Source organism: Desulfovibrio sp. X2, from assembly GCF_000422205.1.
Taxonomy (GTDB): domain Bacteria; phylum Desulfobacterota; class Desulfovibrionia; order Desulfovibrionales; family Desulfovibrionaceae; genus Alkalidesulfovibrio.
Map to the genome: position 1 here is coordinate 48,553 of NZ_ATHV01000029.1, position 21,177 is coordinate 69,729.

At 68.1% G+C, this 21,177-nt stretch carries 18 protein-coding genes and 1 tRNA gene; 10 read left to right on the plus strand and 9 right to left on the minus strand.

Annotation, left to right across the window (positions count from 1 at the left end; translation table 11 throughout):
- Positions 1–144 precede the first annotated feature (144 nt).
- The 6 genes from fliD to DSX2_RS10825 are packed head-to-tail and all read right to left on the minus strand — an operon-like array spanning position 145 to position 8,294.
- Positions 145–1,929, minus strand: coding sequence for a flagellar filament capping protein FliD (gene fliD, locus DSX2_RS10800; protein WP_020881069.1), 1,785 nt, complete (start codon positions 1,927–1,929; stop codon positions 145–147).
- A gap of 51 nt (positions 1,930–1,980) precedes the next feature.
- Positions 1,981–3,471, minus strand: a complete 1,491-nt coding sequence (locus tag DSX2_RS10805; protein WP_020881070.1) for a flagellin — start codon at positions 3,469–3,471, stop codon at positions 1,981–1,983.
- Positions 3,472–3,481: 10 nt separating this feature from the next.
- Positions 3,482–5,560 carry a flagellar hook-associated protein FlgK gene (flgK, locus tag DSX2_RS10810; RefSeq protein WP_020881071.1) on the minus strand — a complete coding sequence of 693 codons (2,079 nt, stop codon included), beginning with the start codon at positions 5,558–5,560 and terminating at the stop codon, positions 3,482–3,484.
- 45 nt (positions 5,561–5,605) lie between these two features.
- Positions 5,606–7,195, minus strand: a complete 1,590-nt coding sequence (locus DSX2_RS10815) for a flagellar hook protein FlgE (protein WP_020881072.1) — start codon at positions 7,193–7,195, stop codon at positions 5,606–5,608.
- A 38-nt stretch (positions 7,196–7,233) separates the two neighbouring features.
- Positions 7,234–7,995, minus strand: a complete 762-nt coding sequence (locus DSX2_RS10820) for a flagellar hook assembly protein FlgD (protein ID WP_020881073.1) — start codon at positions 7,993–7,995, stop codon at positions 7,234–7,236.
- A gap of 23 nt (positions 7,996–8,018) precedes the next feature.
- Positions 8,019–8,294, minus strand: a complete 276-nt coding sequence (locus tag DSX2_RS10825) for an anti-sigma factor (RefSeq protein ID WP_020881074.1) — start codon at positions 8,292–8,294, stop codon at positions 8,019–8,021.
- Positions 8,295–8,651: 357 nt separating this feature from the next.
- On the opposite strand from DSX2_RS10825, the gene DSX2_RS10830 reads away from it, so the two are divergent.
- Genes DSX2_RS10830 through DSX2_RS10840 form a run of 4 tightly spaced genes read left to right on the plus strand, consistent with a single transcriptional unit; the run spans position 8,652 to position 13,219 of the window.
- The gene (locus DSX2_RS10830; protein ID WP_020881075.1) at positions 8,652–10,907 is read left to right on the plus strand and encodes a B12-binding domain-containing radical SAM protein; all 2,256 of its coding nucleotides are present in this window, start codon (positions 8,652–8,654) and stop codon (positions 10,905–10,907) included.
- The gene (locus DSX2_RS18335) at positions 10,901–11,089 is read left to right on the plus strand and encodes a hypothetical protein (protein WP_020881076.1); all 189 of its coding nucleotides are present in this window, start codon (positions 10,901–10,903) and stop codon (positions 11,087–11,089) included. The genes DSX2_RS10830 and DSX2_RS18335 overlap by 7 nt, the downstream gene beginning before the upstream one ends.
- A gap of 49 nt (positions 11,090–11,138) precedes the next feature.
- A complete protein-coding gene (locus DSX2_RS10835) occupies positions 11,139–12,179 on the plus strand; it encodes a methyltransferase domain-containing protein (RefSeq protein ID WP_020881077.1) in 1,041 nt (346 codons plus the stop codon).
- A gap of 17 nt (positions 12,180–12,196) precedes the next feature.
- Positions 12,197–13,219, plus strand: coding sequence for a dipeptidase (locus DSX2_RS10840; RefSeq protein ID WP_020881078.1), 1,023 nt, complete (start codon positions 12,197–12,199; stop codon positions 13,217–13,219).
- A gap of 42 nt (positions 13,220–13,261) precedes the next feature.
- Here the strand turns inward: DSX2_RS10840 and DSX2_RS10845 are convergent, their stop codons facing one another.
- Positions 13,262–15,124, minus strand: a complete 1,863-nt coding sequence (locus tag DSX2_RS10845) for a M3 family metallopeptidase (RefSeq protein ID WP_020881079.1) — start codon at positions 15,122–15,124, stop codon at positions 13,262–13,264.
- Positions 15,125–15,444: 320 nt separating this feature from the next.
- Here DSX2_RS10845 and DSX2_RS10850 point away from each other — a divergent pair, with 320 nt between their 5' ends.
- The 4 genes from DSX2_RS10850 to DSX2_RS18340 all read left to right on the plus strand — a co-directional run bounded on the left by DSX2_RS10850 (position 15,445) and on the right by DSX2_RS18340 (position 17,535).
- Positions 15,445–16,317: a BglII/BstYI family type II restriction endonuclease gene (locus DSX2_RS10850; RefSeq protein ID WP_020881080.1), complete on the plus strand. Its 873-nt coding sequence runs from the start codon at positions 15,445–15,447 to the stop codon at positions 16,315–16,317.
- On the plus strand, positions 16,314–17,000 hold the full coding sequence (locus tag DSX2_RS10855; protein ID WP_201764408.1) for an MT-A70 family methyltransferase: 687 nt from the start codon (positions 16,314–16,316) through the stop codon (positions 16,998–17,000). Before DSX2_RS10850 ends, DSX2_RS10855 begins: the two co-directional genes overlap by 4 nt.
- A gap of 71 nt (positions 17,001–17,071) precedes the next feature.
- On the plus strand, positions 17,072–17,389 hold the full coding sequence (locus DSX2_RS10860) for a HigA family addiction module antitoxin (protein WP_020881082.1): 318 nt from the start codon (positions 17,072–17,074) through the stop codon (positions 17,387–17,389).
- Positions 17,390–17,400: 11 nt separating this feature from the next.
- Entirely contained in the window at positions 17,401–17,535 is a 135-nt protein-coding gene (locus tag DSX2_RS18340; RefSeq protein WP_020881083.1) for a type II toxin-antitoxin system HicB family antitoxin, read from the plus strand.
- A gap of 407 nt (positions 17,536–17,942) precedes the next feature.
- On the opposite strand, the gene DSX2_RS10865 is transcribed toward DSX2_RS18340, so the two are convergent.
- Together DSX2_RS10865 and serS are read right to left on the minus strand one after the other, a co-directional pair.
- Positions 17,943–18,017 (minus strand) — tRNA-Lys (locus DSX2_RS10865).
- Between the two features lie 105 nt (positions 18,018–18,122).
- Entirely contained in the window at positions 18,123–19,400 is a 1,278-nt protein-coding gene (gene serS / locus DSX2_RS10870) for a serine--tRNA ligase (protein ID WP_020881084.1), read from the minus strand.
- 258 nt (positions 19,401–19,658) lie between these two features.
- Between serS and DSX2_RS18600 the strand changes: the two genes are divergently transcribed.
- Together DSX2_RS18600 and DSX2_RS10875 are read left to right on the plus strand one after the other, a co-directional pair.
- The gene (locus DSX2_RS18600) at positions 19,659–19,820 is read left to right on the plus strand and encodes a hypothetical protein (protein WP_020881085.1); all 162 of its coding nucleotides are present in this window, start codon (positions 19,659–19,661) and stop codon (positions 19,818–19,820) included.
- A 52-nt stretch (positions 19,821–19,872) separates the two neighbouring features.
- Positions 19,873–20,997, plus strand: coding sequence for a polysaccharide deacetylase family protein (locus DSX2_RS10875; protein ID WP_020881086.1), 1,125 nt, complete (start codon positions 19,873–19,875; stop codon positions 20,995–20,997).
- The last annotated feature ends 180 nt before the right edge of the window (positions 20,998–21,177 follow it).

Consider the following 21,177-nt stretch of genomic DNA (forward strand, 5'->3'; position numbering starts at 1 on the left):
CCCCCGGACGACCGTCCCTTCCCCTCGAGAAAGCGAATCCGGGCGGCGCGAGAACGCGCCGCCCGGAAATTTTTTCCCCCCCGCCCCAGCCTTCCGACAGGGACGCGGGGGAAATTCTTGCCGTCCTCCCCGTCCGGGAAGCGTCTAGCTGCTGCTCGAAAGCTGGTCGATGTAGCTGGAGAGCGAGCTCTGGATGCTCGAATAGTTGGACAGGGTCGTGTCCAGGTTCGCGAACTGGGTCTTCAGGGTCGACTGCTTGAGCTCGAGACGCCGCTCCTCGTTGGAGAGCTGGGTCTCGATGTTGTCGATGATGTCCTCGTAGTTGTTCTTGATGATGTTCAGCGTGCCGTTGGTCGAGTCGGTCATCTGATCCAGGAGGTTGATCATCTCCGGGATCTTGCCCTGCTTGATGTTGACCTCGCCCGTGTGGCTGCCTTCGGACTTGTCGTTGATGCGGATGGCGAGGCCGCCTTCGTCCTCGCCCTGCATGCCGGTGATCTCCCAGTTGCCCGAGATCTTGGCCGGATGGCCGTTGATGGTGGCGCCGCTGAGCGCGCCGTTGGAGACCGTGTAACTGATCAGGTAGTTGCCGGGCTTGGTCGTGCCGTCGATGTGCGAAACGTAGCTGACCTCGGGGGAGACCGACTCGCCGATGCCGTCGGCGGAGAAGAGGTTGGCCACGGCCGTGGGGTCGGTGGACAGGGCCTCGTCCAGCGCGTCGTCGTCGATGGTCAGGAGGCCGGCATTCTCGGAATCCTCGTCGGCCTCGGTCAGGATGCCGAGCTGGGAGAGGCTCGTGTACAAGTCGCCCAGGCCCGTGTCGCCGTCGTAGTAGGAGAAGCCGATGGCCGAGCTTCCTGTCAGGTCCTTGAACTGCTGGGCCACCATCTGCAGACCGTAGTTGCCCGTGAGCAGGGAGCCGGTCACGGTGTTGCTCGTGTCGTCGCTGCTCGTGGAACCCGTGGCGCTGCCAACGTCGCCGGTGGTGTCGACCTTGGACAGGTTCAGGATGCTGGTCCTGATGGCGTTCACCTGGTCCACGAAGTCCTGGATGTTCTGCTTCACGGCATCCGTGTCCGTGGCCACGGTGATCTTGATGCCGTTCGTGTCCGTGACGTCCTTGAGCGAGAGCGTCAGGCCGTCGACGACGCCGTCCAGGGTGTTGCTGTCGGACTCGATCCACTTGTCGGCCGCCGACGGGAAGCCGTCGACCTTGACCTGGGAGTTCTGCGCGTTCTGCGTCCGCTCGAAGGCGTCCGGGGCGAAGCCCGGCACGGTACTGGACGTGACCTCCACCACGTTGTCCGCGCCGAGGTCCATGCCGCGCAGCTGCAGGTAGTAGTTCGAGCCGTCGTACAGGAGCTTGGCGCGCACGTTGCCGCTCAGGTCCGGGTTGTTGGAGATGAGGCTGACCAGGCCGTCGGCCGTGGTCCCGGCTGGCACGTCGATGGTGTATTCCGTGCCCGCGTAGGAGATGGTCATGGTCGCGTCCGAGCTGGTGATGGCCGCGGAGGTGTCGCTGATGGGCGCGCCCGAGGCGACCAGGATGTCGTTCTGGGCGAGCTGGTTGACGATGATGGTGTGCGTGCCTTCCTCGGCCTCGGCGTCCGCCGTGGCGGAAAGGGCGTCGGAATCCGTGCTCGCGGCCGTCTTGGTCAGGAACTTGTCCGGGGAGTCGTAGTCCGTGAGCCAGGTCTTGAGGTTGACCATGGACTCGTTCAGGGCGTCCAGGGCGTCGACCTTGTCCTGCCAGGTGCTCTCCCAGGACTCCATCTCGTCCTTGCGGTAGCTCTCCACGGCCATCAGCTGCTCGATGACCGAGGAGAAGTCCGTGCCGCTGCTGCCCAGGCCCGAGAAGGAGATCTGCCCGGACCAGTACTGGCTGCTGATGCCGCTGGAGCTGGAGGTGGAGCTGGTGCTGTCGCTCATGGTCGTCCTCTCTGTCTTGGAACCGGATATCGGCCGTCCGGCAGAAGGCCTTTAAGAAAGATAGTTGAGCAGCGAGAGCTGCATCACCTTGGCCTGGCTCGAGAGCACGGACTGGTAGATGTACTGCGCCTTGGCCAGGTCCACGGAGAGCGTCGAGGCGTCTGCGTCCTCCACGTTCGAGATGTGCGTCTCCACGCTGGCCTTGATGGCCGAGAGCGAGGCGCTCTGGTACGTCACGCGGTCCTCGCGCGCGCCCACCTGCGCCGCCCCGGAGAGCAGGACCTTCTGCGCGGCCTTGAGGTCGTCTATGCAGTCGCCCACGGCGTCCTCGTCCCCGATCTCCAGGGCGCCGATGAGCTTGCCCACGGAGTCGAAGAGGTTGCCGGTGACGTCGGCGAGCGAGTCCTCGCCCGTGATCGGGTCGCGCACGAGGCCCCCGAAGATGGTGCTGCCCACGCTGTTGATGGTCACGTCCTGGCCCTTGCCGATGGTCACGTCGATGTCGGCCATGGCGGGCTTGACCGTGAAGGAGTCGCCCGCGTCGAGCAGGTTCGAGCCGTTGGAGGTCAGCTTCAGGGTGCCGCCGGGCAGCTCGAACACGCCGTTGGAGGCCGTGTTGCCCGCGGTCCAGGTGGTGCCGCCGTCCGTGGAGTAGGAATAGGAGATGGGCCCGGCCAGGTCCGAGTCGCCGTCTATGCGCACCTGGACGTTGCCCGGGAAGGCACCCTCGGCCACGGTGTCTATGCCCGTGGCCCCGTAGTTGATGACCTCGACGCGGTTGTCGTCGTCGCCCAGGTAGCGGGCCGAGGGCCGGACCACGAAGCGGGTGCCGTCCTCGTCCACGTTGGGGCCGGTCACGGCGGTGCCCGCGGCCAGGGTCAGCTGCACGCCGCCCAGGGAGAGCGTGGTCGCGCCCGAGGCCAGGCTGGCGTCGGTCCAGGAGTCCCCGCCGTTCGTGCTGTAGCGGTAGGTCAGCGCGCCGCCGCTGCCCACGGTTCCGTCGTCCGTGAACTCCACGAGGATGCAGTCGTCGCTCGAGCCGGTGACCGCGAGCACGGAGGAATCCGGGACGTCGGCATCCAGGGAGTCGGCCCACAGGCACTCCTCGTAGGCGTCGGAGTCGGTCTTGTGGCCCGCGAAGACGCTCTGCCCCGTATACTCGCTGTTGGATATGCCCACCAGGTTCCCGAAGTACTGCCGCACCTCGTCCGCGATGTCCTGGCGCTCCTCCGCGGTGAGGGTGCCGGTGGCGCCCTGCTCCGCCTTCTCCAGGATGGTGGAGAGCGTGGTCGAGGCCTGGCTCAGCTGGCTGTCCTGCAGGCCGAGCCAGCCCTTGGCCACGGAGATGTTGTCGTCGTAGCGGCCGATGGAGGCGACGGTGGAGCGCAGGACGAGCACCTCGGCCTGGCCCGCGGGATCGTCCGAGGGCTTGTTCAGCTTCTTCTGCGAGGCGTTCATCATGTTCTGCCGGGTGAGCTCCGACAGGGACGAATTCATCTGGCTGAGGGCCAGGTCGTAGATCATGTTTCTGCTGACGCGCATGGTCGCTTCCTCACTTCAGGCCGAGGATGGTGTCCATCATGTCCAGGGAGACCTGAATCATGCGGCTGGCCGCCTGGTAGTCCTGCTGCAGACGCAGCATCTCGGTCATCTCCTCGTCGCTGTTCACGCCCGAGGCGGACTCCTGCTGCGTGTCGAGGCTGTCTGCCAGGGTGCTGGCATAGCTGTACTGGGTCTCGGCCTGGGAGACGTCCGAGCCCACCTGGGAGACCACGCCCGCGAGATTCTCGCCGAGCGTGGAGGTGGTGGAGCCCCTGGCCGTGTAGAAGGTGACGTCCTTGTCGGCCAGATTGACGATCGCCTGGGCCGTGGTGTTGTCGCCCTGGTTGGCCTCGCCCTCGCCGTTGACGTGCCCGGCGGCGATCAGCTCCGGGTGGTCCTGCAGGTTCTGGTTCACGGCGATGTCGCCGGCATCGGTGCCCGAGAAGTAGCAGTTGAGCCCGGCCGCGGCGAAAAGTCCGGACGAGTCGTCCGCGAAGTTGAAGGAGACCCCGTCCGCGGCCTCGATGGACAGCTTGCCGTTGGTCACGTCGGCCGTGAGCTGGCCGCCGAAGGAGTCGTTGATGGCCGCGGCCACGTCGTCCAGGGAGTGCTGCGCGGGGTCGAAGGTCGAGATCCCCGGAGGGTTGATGGACGAGAAGTCCACCGTGGTCGTGCCGAGCGGCTCGCCCGTGGTCGAGTCGTAGAGCGCCAGGGAGAAGGCGCCCGAGGTGACCCGGTCGGCGAAGGCCAGGCCGCTCTGCGAGAGGGGCACGTCCGTGTGCGCCGCCTGGTAGATGCCCGTGGCGCTGGTCTGGGGGTCGAGCCCCGCGCCTTGCGAGTTCTGCCGGTTGACCTCCCAGATGAGCGTCTTCGCGAAGGAGTCGAGGTCCTCGGAATACTCCCCGACCTGGTCGCGCGCCCTGAAGAGTCCGGCCAGGGTGCCTCCGCTGATGCGGTTGCCCGAGCCCTCGTCGTCCAGGGGCGTGACGTTGACGAGGCCGCCTGCCGTGGTCTCCCAGGCCAGGGTGTTCTTGGGCAGAATGGTGAACCGGTCGCCCGCGGACAGGGACGAGGTCTCGGCGGAATCCGGATCGCCGGACTGGCTGAACCAGACCGTGACGCCGCCGATGTCCACGGAGTCGTCCTCGGCCCCGGCGGTGAAGAGCTTCTCGGTGCCGTCGTCGTTGGTCAGCCAGGTGGAGCCGCCGTCGACGGAGACGCGGAAGGCGGCCGCGCCGCTGCCGCCGGACGCCGTGCCGCCGTCCACGACCTCCACGGTGTACTCGTAGGGCGATGAGCCCTCGAAGTTGATCTGGCCCGCGAAGTCCGAGTCCTGTGTCAGGGCCTCGGCGGCGTGCGGCGCCTGGATCTCGAACCTGTAGGCCGTGGCCCCGTCCACCAGGGACTGCCCCGCGCCCGTGGTCACGTAGACCTCGCCGTCCGAGCGGTACATGACCTGCACGTCCACCTTCTCGGAGAGCTGGCGCAGAAGGCTGTCGCGCGAGTCCAGGAGGTCGTCGCTGTCCGGCGAGGCGGCGATCTGCTTGTTGACGGTCGCGAGCTGGTCGATGATGTCGTTGGTCTCGCCGACCTCCTGGGCGATCTGCTGGTCCAGCTCCTGCTGCTGCGTGGCCAGGTCGGCCGAAAGGTCGTTCAGCCGCGTGGTCAGGGTCTCGGAGGTGGTCAGGAGCGCGGTGCGGTTGGCCGTGAGCGTCGGGTCGTCCGAGAGGTCGGCCCAGGAGTTCCAGAAGTCGTCCAGCAGGGCCGAGGTGCCGTAGGTGTCGTCCTCCACGAAGCGGGACTCCACCTGGGACAGGGCGTCGTAGCGCGTCTGCCACCCGCTGGCCTGGCTGTTCTCCTTCAGGTACTGCGCCTCCAGGTACTGGTTCAGGTGCCGGGTCACGCTGCCGATCGTGGCCCCGGTCCCGACCTGCCCCTTGCTCGTGGAGACGGAGGGCAGCTCGGAGTAGTTGACCGTGCGGACCCGGTAGCCGTCGACGCTCTCGTTGGAGATGTTGTTGCCGTGCACCGTGATGGCGTACTGGCTGTTCATCAGAGCGTTGCGGGCTATGCTCAGCAGGTTGTCCATGGTCCTACCCCTCGCGGATGCGTCCCTTTCCGTCCGTCCTCACGCCTAGCGCTTGAGCTGGATCAGCTCGCTGAGCATGGAGTCGGCCGTGGTGATGACCTTGGAGTTGGCCTCGAAGCCGCGCTGCGTGGTGATCAGGTCGACCATCTCCGTGGCCGTGTCCACGTTGGACTGCTCGAGCGTGTTCGAGGAGATGGAGCCGAGCTGGCCGGTGTTGGCCGTGCCCGTGACCGCGGCGCCTGACTCGCGCGTGGCCGAGAAGAGGTTGTCGCCCTCGCGGCTCAGCCCGTACGGGTTGGTGAAGCTCGCCAGCGTCAGCACGTAGAGGTCCAGCACCTGGCCGTTGGAGTAGGTGCCGGTGATCACGCCGTCGCGGTTGACGGAGATGTCCGTCAGGAAGCCCGGGCCGTAGCCGTCCTGCGACTGGCTGATGGTCGTGGAGCTCGAGTCGTAGCTGGTGGTGGTCAGGGCGCTGATCTTCGGGCTCGTGAAGTTGTCCAGCATGGACGGATTGTTGCCCACCATGGAGGCGTTGGACGCGCTGCCGCTCCACGAGGTGGGCGAGCCGCTGTCGTGGATGCCGAAGTCGATGGCGATGGCGCTGGCGTTGGCCTCGCCCGTCGCGCTCGCGTCGGCCTCGCCCGTGAAGTTCGCCGTGAAGGTCGGCAGGCCGTCGTCGTTCAGGTCCGCCGTTGTCCAGTTGGAGAGGTCCTTCAGGTCGCCCGAGGCGCCGGAGGCCAGGGTGTAGGCGGACATGCCCGTGAGCTGGCCCGCGGCGTTGAAGGTCAGGGTGCCGGTCATGAGCAGGCCCGCGGCCGAGGTGGAGCCCACCTTCTGCCCGCCGATGGTCCGGCCGTCCTCGCTCGGGTCGCAGGCGACGATGAACTCCCACTGCAGATTGCCGCCGGAGTTGGAGACCACGCTCGCGTCCTTGACCGGGTCGCAGTAGACCGTGAGCGTCTGCGCGGAGCCGTTCTCGTCGTAGACCGTGATGGTGTTCTGGTAGGCGTAGCGGGAATCCGCGATGGGCGTGTCGGAGTCCGTGCCGTCCCAGTTGCCGAACAGGGAGAAGAAGGGGTTGGCGGCGTTGGCGGAGTCGTCGTCGCTCGATGAGTCGAGGTTCAGGAGCATGCTCACCGTGCTTGTGGCCTCGGGGGGCGACTGGAAGTTCTTCAGCTGGATGTCGCCGGAAACGCCGGTGGTCTGCACCGTGCCGGAGGAGGAGCCGTCCTTCACCTGCCAGCCCTGCACCCGGTAGCCGTTGGTGTCCACGAGGTAGCCGCTGTTGTCGAAGCGGAACTCGCCGGCGCGGGTGTAGTACATCTCGTCGGTGTTCGGATTGTTGACCATGAAGAAGCCCGTGCCGCCGATGGCCACGTCCGTGGCCTCGGAGGTGCTCTCGTAGGAGCCCTGGGCGAAGTTGGAGTAGATGGCGGCCACTCCCGCGCCCACGCCGACCTGGCCGATGCCCGCGCCCGTGTTCACGGACTGGTAGAAGATGTCCTCGAACTGCATGGTCGACGATTTGAAGCCGATGGTGCTCGTGTTGGCCAGGTTGTTGCCGATCACGGACATCTTCTGGCTGTGGGCCTGCAGGCCCGATATGCCCGCGTACAGGGAACCGGTCAGGCTCATGGCGTTCTCCTTCTCTGCTCTTCAGCCGGGATGGTTGTTCAAGAACCCGAGTCGTCGGACGAGGAGTCGTCTGATGAGGACGAGGAATCGTCGTCCGAGGCGCTCGTGTCGCTCGTGACGTTGTTGACTTCGTAGACGTTGGACAGGGAGACCTGGCGTCCGTCCGAGAGGCTTAAGACCACCGAGCCGCTGGACATGGACACGCCCGTGACCTCGCCCTCGACCATGCTCGAGATGGAGAGCGAGTCGCCGTTCTCGTCCTCTCCGGTGAAGGAGACGTAGTAGACGCCGTCGTCGCAGACGTTGCCGTCGTAGTCCTTGCCGTCCCAGGCGAAGTCGTATTCGCCCTGATTCACGTCGCCGAGGCTCACGGAGTCCACGATGTTGCCGCTCGAATCGTAGATGTTGGCCACGACGTTGCTGGCGTCCTCCGGCACCGTGTAGGTCACGTTGCTGGCCGATCCGCTCGCCAGGGCGACGCAGTTGCCCGAGGCCAGCACGTCCTTGCCGATGTAGGAGGTCGCGTTGATCTGCTGCGACTCGGTCAGGGAGCTGGACATGCTGTCCAGGGTCGAGGAGATGTTGGTCAGCTGCTCGAGACTCGAGAACTGGGCCAGCTGCGCCACCATGTCCTGGTTGTCGGCCGGGTTCAGGGGATCCTGGTTCTCGAGCTGGGCGACGAAGAGGGTCAGGAAGTCGTCCTTGCCCAGGTCCGAGGAGGAGTCCGTGCTCGTCGTGTCCGTCGCGGACGTGGACGCCGTCTTCGCTAAGGAGTTGATGTAGCTCGTGGTATCGATCATGGCTGATCTCCTTCTGTGAAGGCTCAGGCGCTGGTCGCGAGGTCGGCGAGGCTGTGCAGGCGCAGCCGGGCGGCGCAGGCGTCGCCGAGGCCCTCGGCGCATTCCGGGACGGGCTCGTTGTCCGGCGAGGTCAGGATGGCGCGCAGGTCGATGACCGTCCTGCGGCAGGCCGAGCAGAAGGCCAGGTGGTCCTCGAGCTCGTTCCTGAGCTTCCTGGGGAGCAGCCCGTCCAGGTAGGCGGACATCTCATCCAGGTTCAGGCAGCCTTTGGGTTCCGCTCTTTTCCGCAACAGGCGCATCGGCATCCTCCTCGTCGTCCGCCGGAACCTTCCGACGGCCATTTGCCCTCAGTACGGACCGGGAGACCCGCTTCATCCATGCGGAGACGAAAAAAGCCGGCGGAAACCTCCGTCGGCTTTTCCTTCACTGCCTGTCGAAAACCGGAAAATCGTCGCCCGAAAGCCCCGCAGGGCAAGGCATCCATGCTTGCGGACTGGGCTTTTTCACCCATTCGTGTTGCGCTGCCGGGCGACTCTGCTATGATTCCGCCAAATCCCTCCGGCCGACCATCCGCCCCGAGAGCCCCCCGGGAGGGCCGACTCCCCCCTCCATCCCGGTGCCGGACAGAATCAGAGATACAGCGGATACCCAAAGCCATGCGCATGACCCTGGCCTTTCCGCCCTTTCATCTGGGCTCGCTCTACAATCTGCCGCCGCTCGGCATCATCAACCTGGCCACCGTGCTGCGCGGCCGGGGGCACGAGGCCGCGGTGCTCGACTTCGTCCTGGACATCCGCCGGGGCAGGCTCGCGCCCGGGCCGGACATGTACCGCGACTGCGCCCGCTCCATCCTCGACACCGAGCCGGACGCCGCGGCCTTCTCCGCGCAGTGCGCCACCTATCCGGCCCTCGTGCGCATCGCCCGGGAGCTCAAGCGCCTGCGGCCGTCCCTGCCCGTGATCGTGGGCGGCCACAACGCCACCTTCGTGGACCGGGAGACGCTTGCGGCCGTGCCCGAGATCGACATCGTGGCGCGCGGCGAGGGCGAGGAGACGGTCTGCGGGCTGGCCGACGCCCTGGCCGGGGCGAGGGGATCGAGGGAATGGCCCGAGGCCCTGACGGGCGTGCGCGGCCTGACCTTCCGCGCCGCGGACGGCGCCGTGGTGCGCACGCCCGAGCGCGCCCTGCTGCGCGACCTCGACGCCCTGCCCCTGCCGGACTACTCCGTGGTGCAGCCGCTCTCCGCCTACCGCGAGGCCTGCGGCCTTTCGCGCAGCATCGCGGTGCTCGAGGTGGGCCGGGGCTGCCCGCACGCCTGCGTCTACTGCTCGGAGTCCGCCTTCTGGCGGCGGCGCGTGCGCACCTTCTCGCCCGGGCGCATCGTCTCCGAGATGCGCCACCTGCGCGACGGCCACGGGGCCGACTGCTTCGTGCTCTCCTTCGACCAGTTCACCGCGGACCGGGAATTCGTGCGCGCGTTCTGCGAGCGGGTCATGGAGGAGGGGCTGCACGAGGAGACGAGCTGGTACTGCATCTCGCGCCTGGACACCGTGGACGACGCCCTGCTCGGCCTGATGCGCGAGGCAGGGCTCGAGTCCATGTGCTACGGCATCGACTCCGGCTCGGCCAGGACGCTCTCCTTCATCAACAAACGCATCGACCCGGACCTCCTGCAGACCCGCGTGGCCGAGACCACGAAACACGGCATCGTGCCCACGCTGTCCTTCATCGTCGGCTTCCCGGACGAGGAGCGCGCGGACGTGGACGCGACGCTCCTGCTGGCGCTCGCCTGCGCCGTGCAGGGCAACGTCAGCCCGCTGCTGCAGATGCCCACGGTCCTGGCCGGAACGAAGCTGCACCGCGACTACGCGGACAGGCTGGCGCGCGAGGTGGACACCTACTTCGCCCTGGGCCTCGAGTTCGACCACGGCAGGCGGCTGGCCGAGGACGAGGCCCTCATCGCCTCGAACCCGGCGCTCTTCTCGAGCTTCTACAACCTGCCCTGCGCGGGCATGGAGCTCGCCGAGCTCGGCCGCCTGAGCGACGCCTTCCCCCTGCTCCTGAACCTCTATCCGCGGACCTTCCTGCTCCTCTGCCTCGCGGGGCGGGCCGTGGCCGCGGAACCGGCGGCCGCGGACACCACGGCCGGAGGCTCGCCCTCCCTGCTCTTCGCGGCCTTCCTCGACTTTGTGGCCGCGCGAGAGAGGGAGCAGCGGGGGGAGGGCACAGGCACGGAAGACGAGGCGGGTCCGCTCACGGCCCGGCAGTGCTTCGAGCACTTCGGGGCCTTCGCGCAGGAGATCATGGACCGGGCCGGGCTCGGCTTCGACCCGGAGCGCGCCTGGGCCCATGTCCTCGAGCTGGCGCGCTACGAGAGCGCCGGGATCAGGGCCGCGCGGCCCCGGCAGGAGGCCCCCGGACATGGACCGGGCGCACCGGGCGCATCGGGGGCGCCGCGCGGGCCTCTCGTGCAACAGGGCGTGCTGGTGCAGCGCTTCTCCTGCGACATCCCGCAGGTCATCGAGGACATGCGCGCGGGTCTGTGGCGCGAGGCCTACCCGGCCGAGCCCGTGAACCTGGCCTTCGCCTACCGGGGCTTCGGGGCGGGGAACGGGGACGGCAACGGATCGGGAAACATTTCCGGCGACATTTCCGGCGACGCGGGGGGCGACGGCGCGGGCGGCGAGCTCGAGGTGGTCAGGCTGAACGACTTCGGCCGCATGTACCTCGAGCTGTGCGACGGCCGCCACGCCGTGCCCGAGATCGCGGCCCTGCTCAGGCCCCTGTTCGGGGAGGAGCTGAGCCCCTCCGCCTTCGCCCAAACGTGTGAGGACGCCGCACGGACGTTCCGCTCCCTGCGCTTCGTCACGGCGGACTCGATAACCCAAGCAATGGAGGACACCCCATGCTGAACGTCGAACGCATCGAGAAGAAGGTCTCCGTGGCCGCGAGCTGCCATGCACCTGCCTGCCACGCCCCGGCCTGCCACGCGCCCGCGTGCCATGCCCCGGAAATGAAGGCCGCCTGCCACGCTCCGGCGTGTCATGCCCCTGCCTGCCACGCCCCGGCCTGCCACGGGCCTGCCGTCAACTAGCCGCAAAGGGGAGCGGCCCCCGGGCCGCTCCCCGGACGACGAACCAGACATGCGCATAGAACTCCTGAGCCTTCTCGCCTGCCCGGACTGCCGCTTCGGCCGCCTCGAGGAAACCCTCCTCTCCGGCCGCTCGGCCTGGTCCGGCGGCTCCCCCCTGGTGCTCGAGCGCGGCGCGCGCACGCATGACGGCGACGTCATCGAGGGCGCCCTGCGCTGCCCGGCCTGCGGCGCCTCCTATCCCATAGACGACGGCCTGGCCGTGCTCCTCCCGTCATCGTGCCGGGCGTCCCCGCCGCCCGAGCCGGGCAAGTCGGGGACGGCCGGGTACGAGAGCGAAGCCGTGCTCGGCGCCTACATGTGGAGCAGCTTCGGCGACTTCGCCGCCCCCGCGCGGAACGAAGACCAGGAGCCGCCCTGCGGCGCGGCCCCGGGCGCGGCCTACGCGCGCTGGGGCGAGATGCTCGGCCCCGGCCCCTCGCCCGCCCTGGACGCGGGCTGCGGCGTGGGCCGCTCCACCCTGGAGCTGGCCGCGCGACGGGGGCTGTGCGTCGGCGTGGAGCTCTCCGAGCGCTTCGCGCGCGCCGCGCGCCGCCTGCTCGCGGACGGTTCCTTCGAGTGCAGCCTCACGGAGCAGGGACGCCTCACGCGGCCGCTCAAAGTCGTCCTGCCCGAGCGGCTGCGCCACGTGCGCGCGGAATTCGTGGTCGCGGACGCCATGGCCCTGCCGTTTCGCAGCGGGGCCTTCGCCTGCGCCGCGTCCCTGAACCTCCTGGACCGGCTGCCCCGTCCCCTGGACCACGTGCGGGAGCTGGACCGCGTGCTGGCCGCGCGCGGCGTGGAGCTCCTGCTCGCTGATCCTTTCTCCTGGTCCGAGGATATCGCGCCCGAGGAGCGCTGGCTCGGCGGCACCGCCCTCGGCCCCTTCGCCGGGCGCAGCGAGGACGTGGTGCCCGGGCTGCTCGGCGGCGAGGGAGGCCACCTGGCCGCGCCCCTCGCCGTGCGCGGGCGCGAGGCCGTGCCCTGGACCCTGCGCACGCACAGGAACCACTACGAGAATATAATGAGCCAGACCTTCCTGGCGGAACGCTGAGGTGATAGCATCACCCCATGACCCCAGAAACACCCGCCGACACCTCTCCCCCCGTCTTCGACGCTCACGTGGACCTCGGCTGCTTCCTGCGCGAGCAGCACCCGGGCCTGCCCTTCCACCGCCTCGAAAGCGGCCCGGTGACCCTCGACGGCCTGCGCGCCGGGAACGTGCGCGTGCTGGTCAACGCGCTGTACACTCCGGACGCCAAGAACGGCCCGGCCAGCGCCGCCCTGCATCTGCAGCGCCTCCTGGACCACGCCCGCACGCACCTCACCGGCCTCTCGCCGGTCATGGGCTCCTGGGGGCTTCGCGCCGCCTTTGCCGAGGGCGCGGGGGGCGACGCGCCGCACGCGGCCGAGCCCCTGCCCACGGCCCGGCTGCTGATGGTGGAGAACGCCGACCCGCTGCTCGAATATCCCCTGGACGCCCTGGCGCTCATGGGCGTGCGCGTGGTCGGGCTGACGCACATCGGCACCAACCGCGTGGCGGACGGCAACGGCGTGGCCGCGCCCGCGGGCTTCAGCCGGGAGGGCAAAAAGCTCGTGCGCGGGCTTGCCGAGGCGGGCTTGGCCGTTGACGTGGCCCACCTCTCCCGCCCCGCCCTGGCCGAGCTTCCCGAGCTCTTCCCCGGCCCCCTGTGCGCCACGCACACCGGCTTCACCAGCTTCCTGGACATCCCGCGCAACCTCACCGAGGAGACCATCCGCCTGATCGTGGAGCGCGGCGGCGTGGTCGGCCTGACCCTGGCCCCGGAGATGCTCGCGGCGGACCGGCGGGCCGACCTGGAGCTGGTCTACGCCCACGTGGACTGGTTCGTGGAGCGCTTCGGCGTGGCCGGGCTCGGCATCGGCAGCGACTTCTGCGGCTTCGCGGGCGAGGTCGCCGGGCTCGAGAGCGCCGCGCGCCTGCCCGCCCTGGCCGCGCGCCTGCACACCGCGGGCTATGCCGAGGAGGACGTGGCCGCGATCTTCGGCCGCAACTGGCTCGGCTTCTATTCCCGGCTGTACGAGAGCGGAGACGCGGACGGAAACGCGGCCTGAGGGCCGCGGTCTTCATCTATAAAGAAGAAAGAAAAGAAGGGATCAGAGGCGCGGCAGGCCCGAGGTCTCGGCCGTGCTCTCGGCCTCGCGCAGGCAGGCGTCGATACGCGAGAGTCCCGCGTCGAACAGGGCGGGGTCCTCGGGGTCGATGTCGAAGGGCGCGAGCAGGCTGCGCGGCGAGGCCGAGCCGCCCGCGGCCAGGAGCTCCCGGAAACGGCCCGAAAAGCCGCGCGGCTTCCTCTCGAAGCGGTCCAGGAGGGCCAAGGCGATCTGCTCGGCCAGGGCGTAGCCGTGCACGTAGCCGGGCAGATGGACGAAGTGCATGATCAGGACCCACCAGCCGTCATAGTGCGGACCGAAGCACAGGCTCCCGCCCGCCGTGGCCTCCTGCGGGGCGCGCCAGAGCTGGGCCAGGCGCGCCGGGGAGAGCTCGCCCTCCTCGCGGCGCGCGGTGTGGAAGGAGGCCTCCACTTGGTGCAGGGTGACCTGACGGAAGGTGGTCAGGGCGCTGTCCTCGAGCTTCTGGCAGAGGAGCGCCAGCCGCTCCTGCGGGGAGCGGGCCCGGGCCAGCAGCTCCCTGAAGACGACGAGCTCCGCGAAGACCGCCACGGCCTCGGCGAGCACGGGCGCGGCCTCCTGCTGGGCCAGGGTCTGGTGCCGCGAGAGGTGCATGTGCACGCCGTGGCCCAGCTCGTGGGCCAGGAGCAGCACGTCGCGCGGGCCGCCCACGCCGTTGCCGCCGTAGTGCAGCAGCACGCGGGGATGGGCCTCGGGAGAGCCGGGATGGGCGAACGCCCCGGGCAGCTTGCCGGGCCTCGGCTCGGCGTCTATCCACTGCTTCGCGAAGAACTCGCGCGCCGCCGCCCCCACCTCGCGCCCCAGGCGCGAGAAGGCGTCCACCACCAGCCTCGCGGCCTCGCCGAAGGTGTACGCAGGGCTGGCCGCGGGCAGCACGGGCGCGAAACGGTCGTAGTCCATGAAGCGCGTCAGCCTGTCCAGGCCGAGGAGGCGGCGCTTGAGGTCGTGGAAGCGGCGCAGGACGTCGCGCCGGTCGTCCACGGCCCGCAGCAGGGCGGCCACGGCGTCGTGGCCGATCTCGTTCTCCTGCAGGCGCTGCGAGAGCCAGTGCGGCCTGCCGCGCAGGGAGTCCTCGAGCTCGCGCGCGCCGAGCAGGCTGTTCAGGGTGTGGGCGAAGAGCGGCAGATGGGGTTCCAGGGCCTGGCTGATGGCCAGGGTGGCGGCCTGGCGCTCGCCGCGCCGCTGGTGGCGCAGGCGCTGCATGGCCATGGACAGGGAGAGCTTCTCCGGCCCCACGCGCAGTCCGGAAATCAAGGTGTCGTAGAGGCTCGTCCAGCGCTCCTGGATGAAGCCCTGGCTCTCGGCCCACAGCTCCTCCTCGCGCGGGGGCAGCAGGAAGCGGCGCTTGCGCCGCGTGCGGGCCAGGAAGTGGCGCCAGGGCGCGGCCTCGGCCGAGGCCATGAGGCGGCGGGCCTCGGCCGGGTCGAGCCTGGCCCACAGGGCGGCGAGGCGCGAGCGCGCGCGGCGGGCGGGCAGCAGCCCCTCCTCCACGCGGCGGCGCAGCACGGCTGCCGTCTCGCTGTCCGTGTCCACGGCGTACTGGAGATAGGCGTAGGCGGAAAGCCTGGCCTCGCGGGCCTGCAGGGCGTCCAGGCGGGCCAGGTGCGAGCCGAAGGACTCCGCGTCCGTCCCGGCGAGGTCCTCGACGGCAAGAAGCGGGTCCGCAAGCGCGTCTTCCCTCACCTGCGCGAGCCCGGCCTCCACGGCCGGGTCCGCGGGCGACGCGAAGAACGTCGCGAGCGACCAGCGCGGCGGCGCGTCCGGAAGCGCTTTCCTCCCGGGCACGTCGGACGCATGCGGCGGATCAACGATATCCGGCATGACCATCTTGAGAGTCCTTTTAGCACGGCGCTGGAAAAATGTAATGCTTTTCATCGCATGAAGGACAAAAAGCGACACTTCCCCCGTTCAGGCCTTACGGAAACAGGCATACACCCCACCGGTACCCCGCCGTCCGGCGGACGGCTGGGGCAAGGTGACCCACACGGCATGCATCCTCCGAAACAGGGTCCCCGTGTCCCGGATTTCGCGGCCCCACCTAATTATAGGAGCACCTCGAACGCGCTTGTGAATCTTGTGTCCGAGTGGTATTTTTTTGAAATTCCTTTTTGATTCTTGAGTTGCAGAACGAGGGCGGAGCATAGCGCATGAGCCAAAATGGATCAGTGGAGCTGGAAGCCGAAGAGTTGGAGAACGGAGAGGCTCATGCGGATGAGCTTGAAGGAAACATGCAGGACGATATTGCATGCGGCCCAGGCCCTAACGCAGACCAGCCTGACGACTACGAGCAATACATCTCCTCGAAGGTTCGCAACCTCTACGATGTGTACAGCTACCGCCATGCCGCTTCAATTCTCGCGAACTCCTTTCCGGACGAGTACACCGAAATCGAACAGGCTCTGCTCAGCTTTGAACTCACCACGACGGAAATCGGAACTCCAGGCGGAAACGAATCCGTCATCCCACGCAAATTCTCTAGTGTCCTTCGCCCGGCAGGCTGGGTCGAAACCCGCATTCAAGGTGATCTCCTGATACGCCTCAAGGAGTACGAGGAGCAGATCATCGAGGGAAACAGGAGCAAGAAGAGCCTGCGGCCGGAAACACCGCCGCATGTGATCAAAAACTTCATCGATGGGCACAAGATCGACTACGTGAAAGGCCGGGTCGCGTTCGACCTAGAGTGGAACTCCAAAGACCAGACCTTCGACCGGGACTTATATGCGCTACGGACATTCCACGAGTGCGGTATCATCAGCGTCGGAGTCCTCGTCACGCGGAGCGCGCGGCTCAACCCGATTTTCGATTCCATTCCTCGGCTGGGAAAAGACGGCCGCCCTGTTTTTTATACCGGAGGGAAAAAGGCTGGGCAGCCCATGTCGGTGAAGGACAAATATGGTGCCAGCACTACATGGATGGGCAAGCTGCTATATCGGCTCAACGCGGGAAGACACGGCGGTTGCCCTGTGCTAGTTTTCGGCATCACGGAGAAGCTGATCGCTGACTGGAAAACAAAAAAATGAGCAAGAAAAATATGGAGATAGACTCCGAGGCAGCGCAGGATCTGCTGCGCAAATGCGGAGACATGCGCTTCCGCACGATTCTGGCCGACCCGCCATGGCAGTTCCAGAACCGCACCGGGAAGATGGCCCCAGAACACAAGCGCCTGTCGCGCTATGGGACCATGACTCTGGACGACATCAAGGCGCTCCCCGTGGAGCGGCTGGCGCACGACACCGCCCACCTCTATCTCTGGGTCCCGAATGCCCTTCTGCCGGAAGGCCTGCAGGTGATGGAGGCGTGGGGATTCCAGTACAAGAGCAACCTCGTCTGGCACAAAATCCGTAAGGACGGAGGCCCGGACGGGCGCGGCGTGGGCTTCTACTTCCGCAATGTGACCGAGCTGGTCCTTTTCGGCGTACGCGGGAAGAACGCGCGGACGCTGGATCCAGGTCGCCGTCAGGTGAACTTCCTCGCCACCCAGAAGCGAGAGCACTCCCGCAAGCCGGACGAATTCTACCCCATCGTCGAATCGTGTAGCCCGGGACCCTACCTGGAGCTGTTCGCTCGTGGGCCGCGGGAGGGGTGGCACGTGTGGGGCAACCAAGCCGACGACTACTACCCGACATGGCCGACCTACGCGCGGCACTCGCAGATCGACCGGACTGATGACGACTGCGCCGCGAATGCGGCGCTAGCCCGCTGAGCGAAAACACCGCGGGGTGGGAGGCTTCGGCATTGCACCCCGTTGAACGCCCTTCACGCTGAGCCGGACGCATGACTGACAAGCTGCCGCCGATTCACCCCGGCGAAATCCTCATGGAGGAGTTCCTTAAGCCCATGGGCCTCTCGCAGAGCAGCTTGGCCATAGCACTGCGCGTGCCCCTGCAGCGCATTCACGACATCGTGCACGGCAGGCGCTCCGTCACCGTGGACACGGCCGCCCGTCTGGCCCGCTACTTCGGCTCCACGCCGGACTTCTGGCTGAACCTCCAGACGCGCTACGACATGGAGGTGGCCGAGGACGCAGGCCTCTTCGACCGCATCGCGCACGACGTGCGCCCCCACCAGGAGCAGCCGCAGGCGCATAGCTAGGGGCCAGGAGCATGCACTACATCGCCGTCTTTCATCCGGCCGAGGAAAGCCTCGGGGCCTACACCGTGACTTTCCCGGACCTGCCCGGCTGCGTCACCCAGGGCGACACCAGCATGCAGAAAATAGATCTGCAACAGGAAGATTAAAGCCATTGAGAAGAAGGCCCCCGGACTGTTCCTGTCCGGGGGCCTTCTTCCTTTCCCTAACTGCTCTGCCTACCCCGCCAAGACCTGCCGCGCCTGCCCGGGCGTGGCGCAGTCCTGGAGCCCCGGCGCACCACCTCGGGCAGTTCCAGAGCCGAAACGGTGCAAAAGGTGCCGCGCGCACGGCAGGCAAAGGTAGACGCGAGGGGGGATGGATTGCGAGGAGTGCAAGGACATGCAAGGGCCTGCAAAATGACGGCACACGCACCGCTCGCCGGCCAGCGCCTAATACACTGGAAACGCTTACTTTATTTTTAGGCAGTTCACGGGCGGAAGGGGCGTGTATGCCCCACTGTATGCCCCAAATGAGAAGCGGCTTACGTGTGCATCACGTAAGCCGCTGATTTTCTTGGTGGGCCGTGTTGGGATCGAACCAACGACTCTCTGCTTAAAAGGCAGATACTCTACCGCTGAGTTAACGGCCCCCGGAAAAGAGAGTGGTTTTTACCGGCTGCGGCCCTGGCTGTCAACCGAGGGAAATCCTGCCGGGACGCGGGTCCGGGGTCCGGGGCCGCGTCCCGGCTTTCGGCTCAGGCCGGGCGCAGGACCTCGAGGCCGCCCATGTAGGGGCGCAGCGCCTCGGGGACGACCACGCTGCCGTCGGCCTGCTGGTAGTTCTCGAGCACCGCGACCATGGTCCGGCCCACGGCCAGCCCCGAGCCGTTCAGGGTGTGCACGAGCTGGCTGCCCTTGCCGCCCTTCTCCTTGAAGCGGATGCCCGCGCGGCGCGCCTGGAAGTCCTCGAAGTTCGAGCAGGACGAGATCTCGCGATACGTGTTCTGGGCCGGGAGCCAGACCTCGATGTCGTAGGTCTTGGCCGCGGAGAAGCCGAGGTCCCCGGTGCACAGGGTGATCACGCGGTACGGCAGGTCGAGGCGCTTCAGCACCGTCTCGGCCTGGCCGGTCAGCTCCTCGAGGCGGTCGTAGGACTCCTCGGGGCGCACGAAGCGCACGAGCTCCACCTTGTTGAACTGGTGCAGGCGGATGAGGCCGCGCGTGTCCTTGCCGTAGGAGCCCGCCTCGGAGCGGAAGCAGGGCGTGAAGGCGCAGTGGTTCAGCGGCAGCTGCTCCGCGGACAGGGTCTCGTCCGCGTAGAGGTTGGTCACCGGCACCTCGGCCGTGGGGATGAGCCAGTAGTCGCTGTTCGCGAGCTTGAAGAGGTCCTCCGCGAACTTGGGCAGCTGGCCCGTGCCGGTCATGGTCTTGGTGTTGACGATGACCGGGGGGATGACCTCGACGTAGCCGTGCTCGCGGATGTGCAGGTCGAGCATGAAGGCGGCCAGCGCCCGCTCGAGCGCCGCGCCCGCGCCCTTCAGCACCGAGAAGCGCGCGCCCGCGATCTTGGCCGCGCGCTCGGTGTCCAGGATGCCGAGCCCCACGGCGACGTCCACGTGGTCCTTGGGCGCGAAGTCGAAGGTCCCGGGCGTGCCCACGCGGCGCACCTCCCGGTTGTCCTCCTCCGAGGCGCCCACGGGCACGGACTCGTGCGGGATGTTGGGGATGGCCATGAGGATGTCTTGGACGCGCGCGTCCACGGCGGCCGTCTCCTCGTCCAGGGCCTTGATGCGCTCGGAGGCACCGCCCATGCTCGCGATGAGCGCGGAGGCGTCCTCGCCCTTGCGCTTGGCCTCGGCCACTTCCTTGGAAACCTGGTTGCGGCGGGCCTTCAGCTCCTCAACCTCGGCGATGAGGGCGCGCCTCTCGGCGTCCAGCGCCTCGTACTCGCCCATGTCCACCTTGGAGCGGCGCTTGGCCAGGGCCTCGCGAACCGCGTCCGGGTTCTTGCGCACGAATCGAATGTCCAGCATCGCGTTCTCCCGCATCTCCTTGCGTGTGATGCGCCTGCCATACAACAAGCCCGGCCGGGGGCCAAGGGGCGCGGCAGCCGATTTCGCCGGGCGTCCTCCCCGCGCGGCCGCCGCGCGGCCCCTGGCCCGGCGGCCGTTCGGGCCGGGCGCGCCGCGGCCGCGAGGGCCTGCGGCCCTTGACATCGGGGCCGATTAGGGCCAAGAAAACCCGGTTCGCGCGAAAATTTTCACACGTAGGGAACAAAGAGGGAGGTTGTCATGGCCTGGACCTGGGAAGTCATCTCGAATCTCGTGCACAACATGTTCCAGTCCACCCCCCAGGGCACCCTGGGCGTGGGCCTCATCTTCATCTACCTGGTCTGGATGGTCAGCATGGCGGCCAAGCGCATCCACCACAACCTGCACAACGACCACCACTAGACCGCCCTCGCCTCGATCCCGCATCCGGGCGGCATGTTCCGGACCAAAGACCATGAAGCCGAACCTCGGCCAGAATCTCGATGATCGTTCAGGGCCCGGCCTCGCGCCGGGCCTTTTTCGTGCCCTGTGCGCGGCTCTCGTCTGCTGCAGCCTCTGCCTGCTGCCCGGCCGCGCCCCGGCCGCGGGAGCGCAGGACGGCGCAGGCAATGGAGCCGACGGCGGCGCGGCCCTGCTGCACGCCCTGTGGACGCCCGAACAGCTTGCCGGGACGCCCGGGGAGCGCCGCCAGGGCCCGACCACCCCGCCGGACGACTCGCCGCCCTCGCCCGAATGGCCGCGCGCCGCGCTGCCGCCCCTGCCCGCAAGCGAAAGCGGGGCGGACGCGGCCACGGTACGCCGCGTCGAGCTCCCGCCGGACAAACGCCTGGTGGCCCTGACCTTCGACCTCTGCGAGCTCGCGGACCGCGCCTCCGGCTACGACGGCGAGGTGGTGGACCTCCTGCGCCGGGAGGGGACGCCCGCGACCTTCTTCCTGGGCGGCCGCTGGATGCGCTCGCACCCCGAGCGGACCATGCAGCTCATGGCCGACCCGCTCTTCGCCTTCGGCAACCACGCCTGGACGCACGGCAACATGGCCGTGCTCGACGCCGAAAAGCGCCGCGAGCAGCTGCTCTGGACCCAGGCCGAGTACGAGACGCTGCGCGAAAGGCTCGCGGCCCGCGCCAAGGCCGCCGGTTTTTCCGCCGCGGCCGTGCCCGCGCCCGCGGAGCTGACCGTTTTCCGGCCGCCCTACGGCCGCTGCTCGGCCGACTCCATGGCCGAGACCGCGAAGCTCGGCCTGCGCACCGTGACCTGGGACGTGGTCACGGCCGAGATGGACAAGGACGCCGCAGCCGCGGCCAGGGACGTGGCAGAGCGCGCCCGGTCCGGCTCCATCATCCTCATGCACGCCAACGGCGTGCCGCCGCACACGGCGCGCATCCTGGCGGACCTCCTGCCGCTCCTGCGCGCCAGGGGCCTCACCCCGGTGACCCTGCCCGAGCTCCTGAGCGCGGGCACACCCGAGCTCTCGCGCCAGTGCTACTTCAACCATCCGGGCGACAACCTCTCCCTGGACAAGCACTACGGCGACGGCACCCGCCATCCCTTGCATGCGAAGAAGGCCCCGAGGCACTAAGCAAACGGCATCCGCCGCGCTGCCGCAGAACGGTCGCCCCCCCTCGGCTGTAGAATACGCGGGCGCCCGATCGTTTCGGGCGCTCTTTGTCGTGCGCCCTGCATGCGGCGCGCTTTTCGATCAATCCGCCGCGCCCGTCGCGTCCGTCGCGTCCGGTCCGGACCGGCCCGTGCCGAAGGG

Coding starts and splice junctions, on each gene's coding strand:
- fliD (WP_020881069.1), bottom strand. CDS start 1,929: ATGAGCGACAGCACCAGCTCCACCTCCAGCTCCAGCGGCATCAGCAGC.
- DSX2_RS10805 (WP_020881070.1), bottom strand. CDS start 3,471: ATGCGCGTCAGCAGAAACATGATCTACGACCTGGCCCTCAGCCAGATG.
- flgK (WP_020881071.1), bottom strand. CDS start 5,560: ATGGACAACCTGCTGAGCATAGCCCGCAACGCTCTGATGAACAGCCAG.
- DSX2_RS10815 (WP_020881072.1), bottom strand. CDS start 7,195: ATGAGCCTGACCGGTTCCCTGTACGCGGGCATATCGGGCCTGCAGGCC.
- DSX2_RS10820 (WP_020881073.1), bottom strand. CDS start 7,995: ATGATCGATACCACGAGCTACATCAACTCCTTAGCGAAGACGGCGTCC.
- DSX2_RS10825 (WP_020881074.1), bottom strand. CDS start 8,294: ATGCGCCTGTTGCGGAAAAGAGCGGAACCCAAAGGCTGCCTGAACCTG.
- DSX2_RS10830 (WP_020881075.1), top strand. CDS start 8,652: ATGCGCATGACCCTGGCCTTTCCGCCCTTTCATCTGGGCTCGCTCTAC.
- DSX2_RS18335 (WP_020881076.1), top strand. CDS start 10,901: ATGCTGAACGTCGAACGCATCGAGAAGAAGGTCTCCGTGGCCGCGAGC.
- DSX2_RS10835 (WP_020881077.1), top strand. CDS start 11,139: ATGCGCATAGAACTCCTGAGCCTTCTCGCCTGCCCGGACTGCCGCTTC.
- DSX2_RS10840 (WP_020881078.1), top strand. CDS start 12,197: ATGACCCCAGAAACACCCGCCGACACCTCTCCCCCCGTCTTCGACGCT.
- DSX2_RS10845 (WP_020881079.1), bottom strand. CDS start 15,124: ATGGTCATGCCGGATATCGTTGATCCGCCGCATGCGTCCGACGTGCCC.
- DSX2_RS10850 (WP_020881080.1), top strand. CDS start 15,445: ATGAGCCAAAATGGATCAGTGGAGCTGGAAGCCGAAGAGTTGGAGAAC.
- DSX2_RS10855 (WP_201764408.1), top strand. CDS start 16,314: ATGAGCAAGAAAAATATGGAGATAGACTCCGAGGCAGCGCAGGATCTG.
- DSX2_RS10860 (WP_020881082.1), top strand. CDS start 17,072: ATGACTGACAAGCTGCCGCCGATTCACCCCGGCGAAATCCTCATGGAG.
- DSX2_RS18340 (WP_020881083.1), top strand. CDS start 17,401: ATGCACTACATCGCCGTCTTTCATCCGGCCGAGGAAAGCCTCGGGGCC.
- serS (WP_020881084.1), bottom strand. CDS start 19,400: ATGCTGGACATTCGATTCGTGCGCAAGAACCCGGACGCGGTTCGCGAG.
- DSX2_RS18600 (WP_020881085.1), top strand. CDS start 19,659: ATGGCCTGGACCTGGGAAGTCATCTCGAATCTCGTGCACAACATGTTC.
- DSX2_RS10875 (WP_020881086.1), top strand. CDS start 19,873: ATGAAGCCGAACCTCGGCCAGAATCTCGATGATCGTTCAGGGCCCGGC.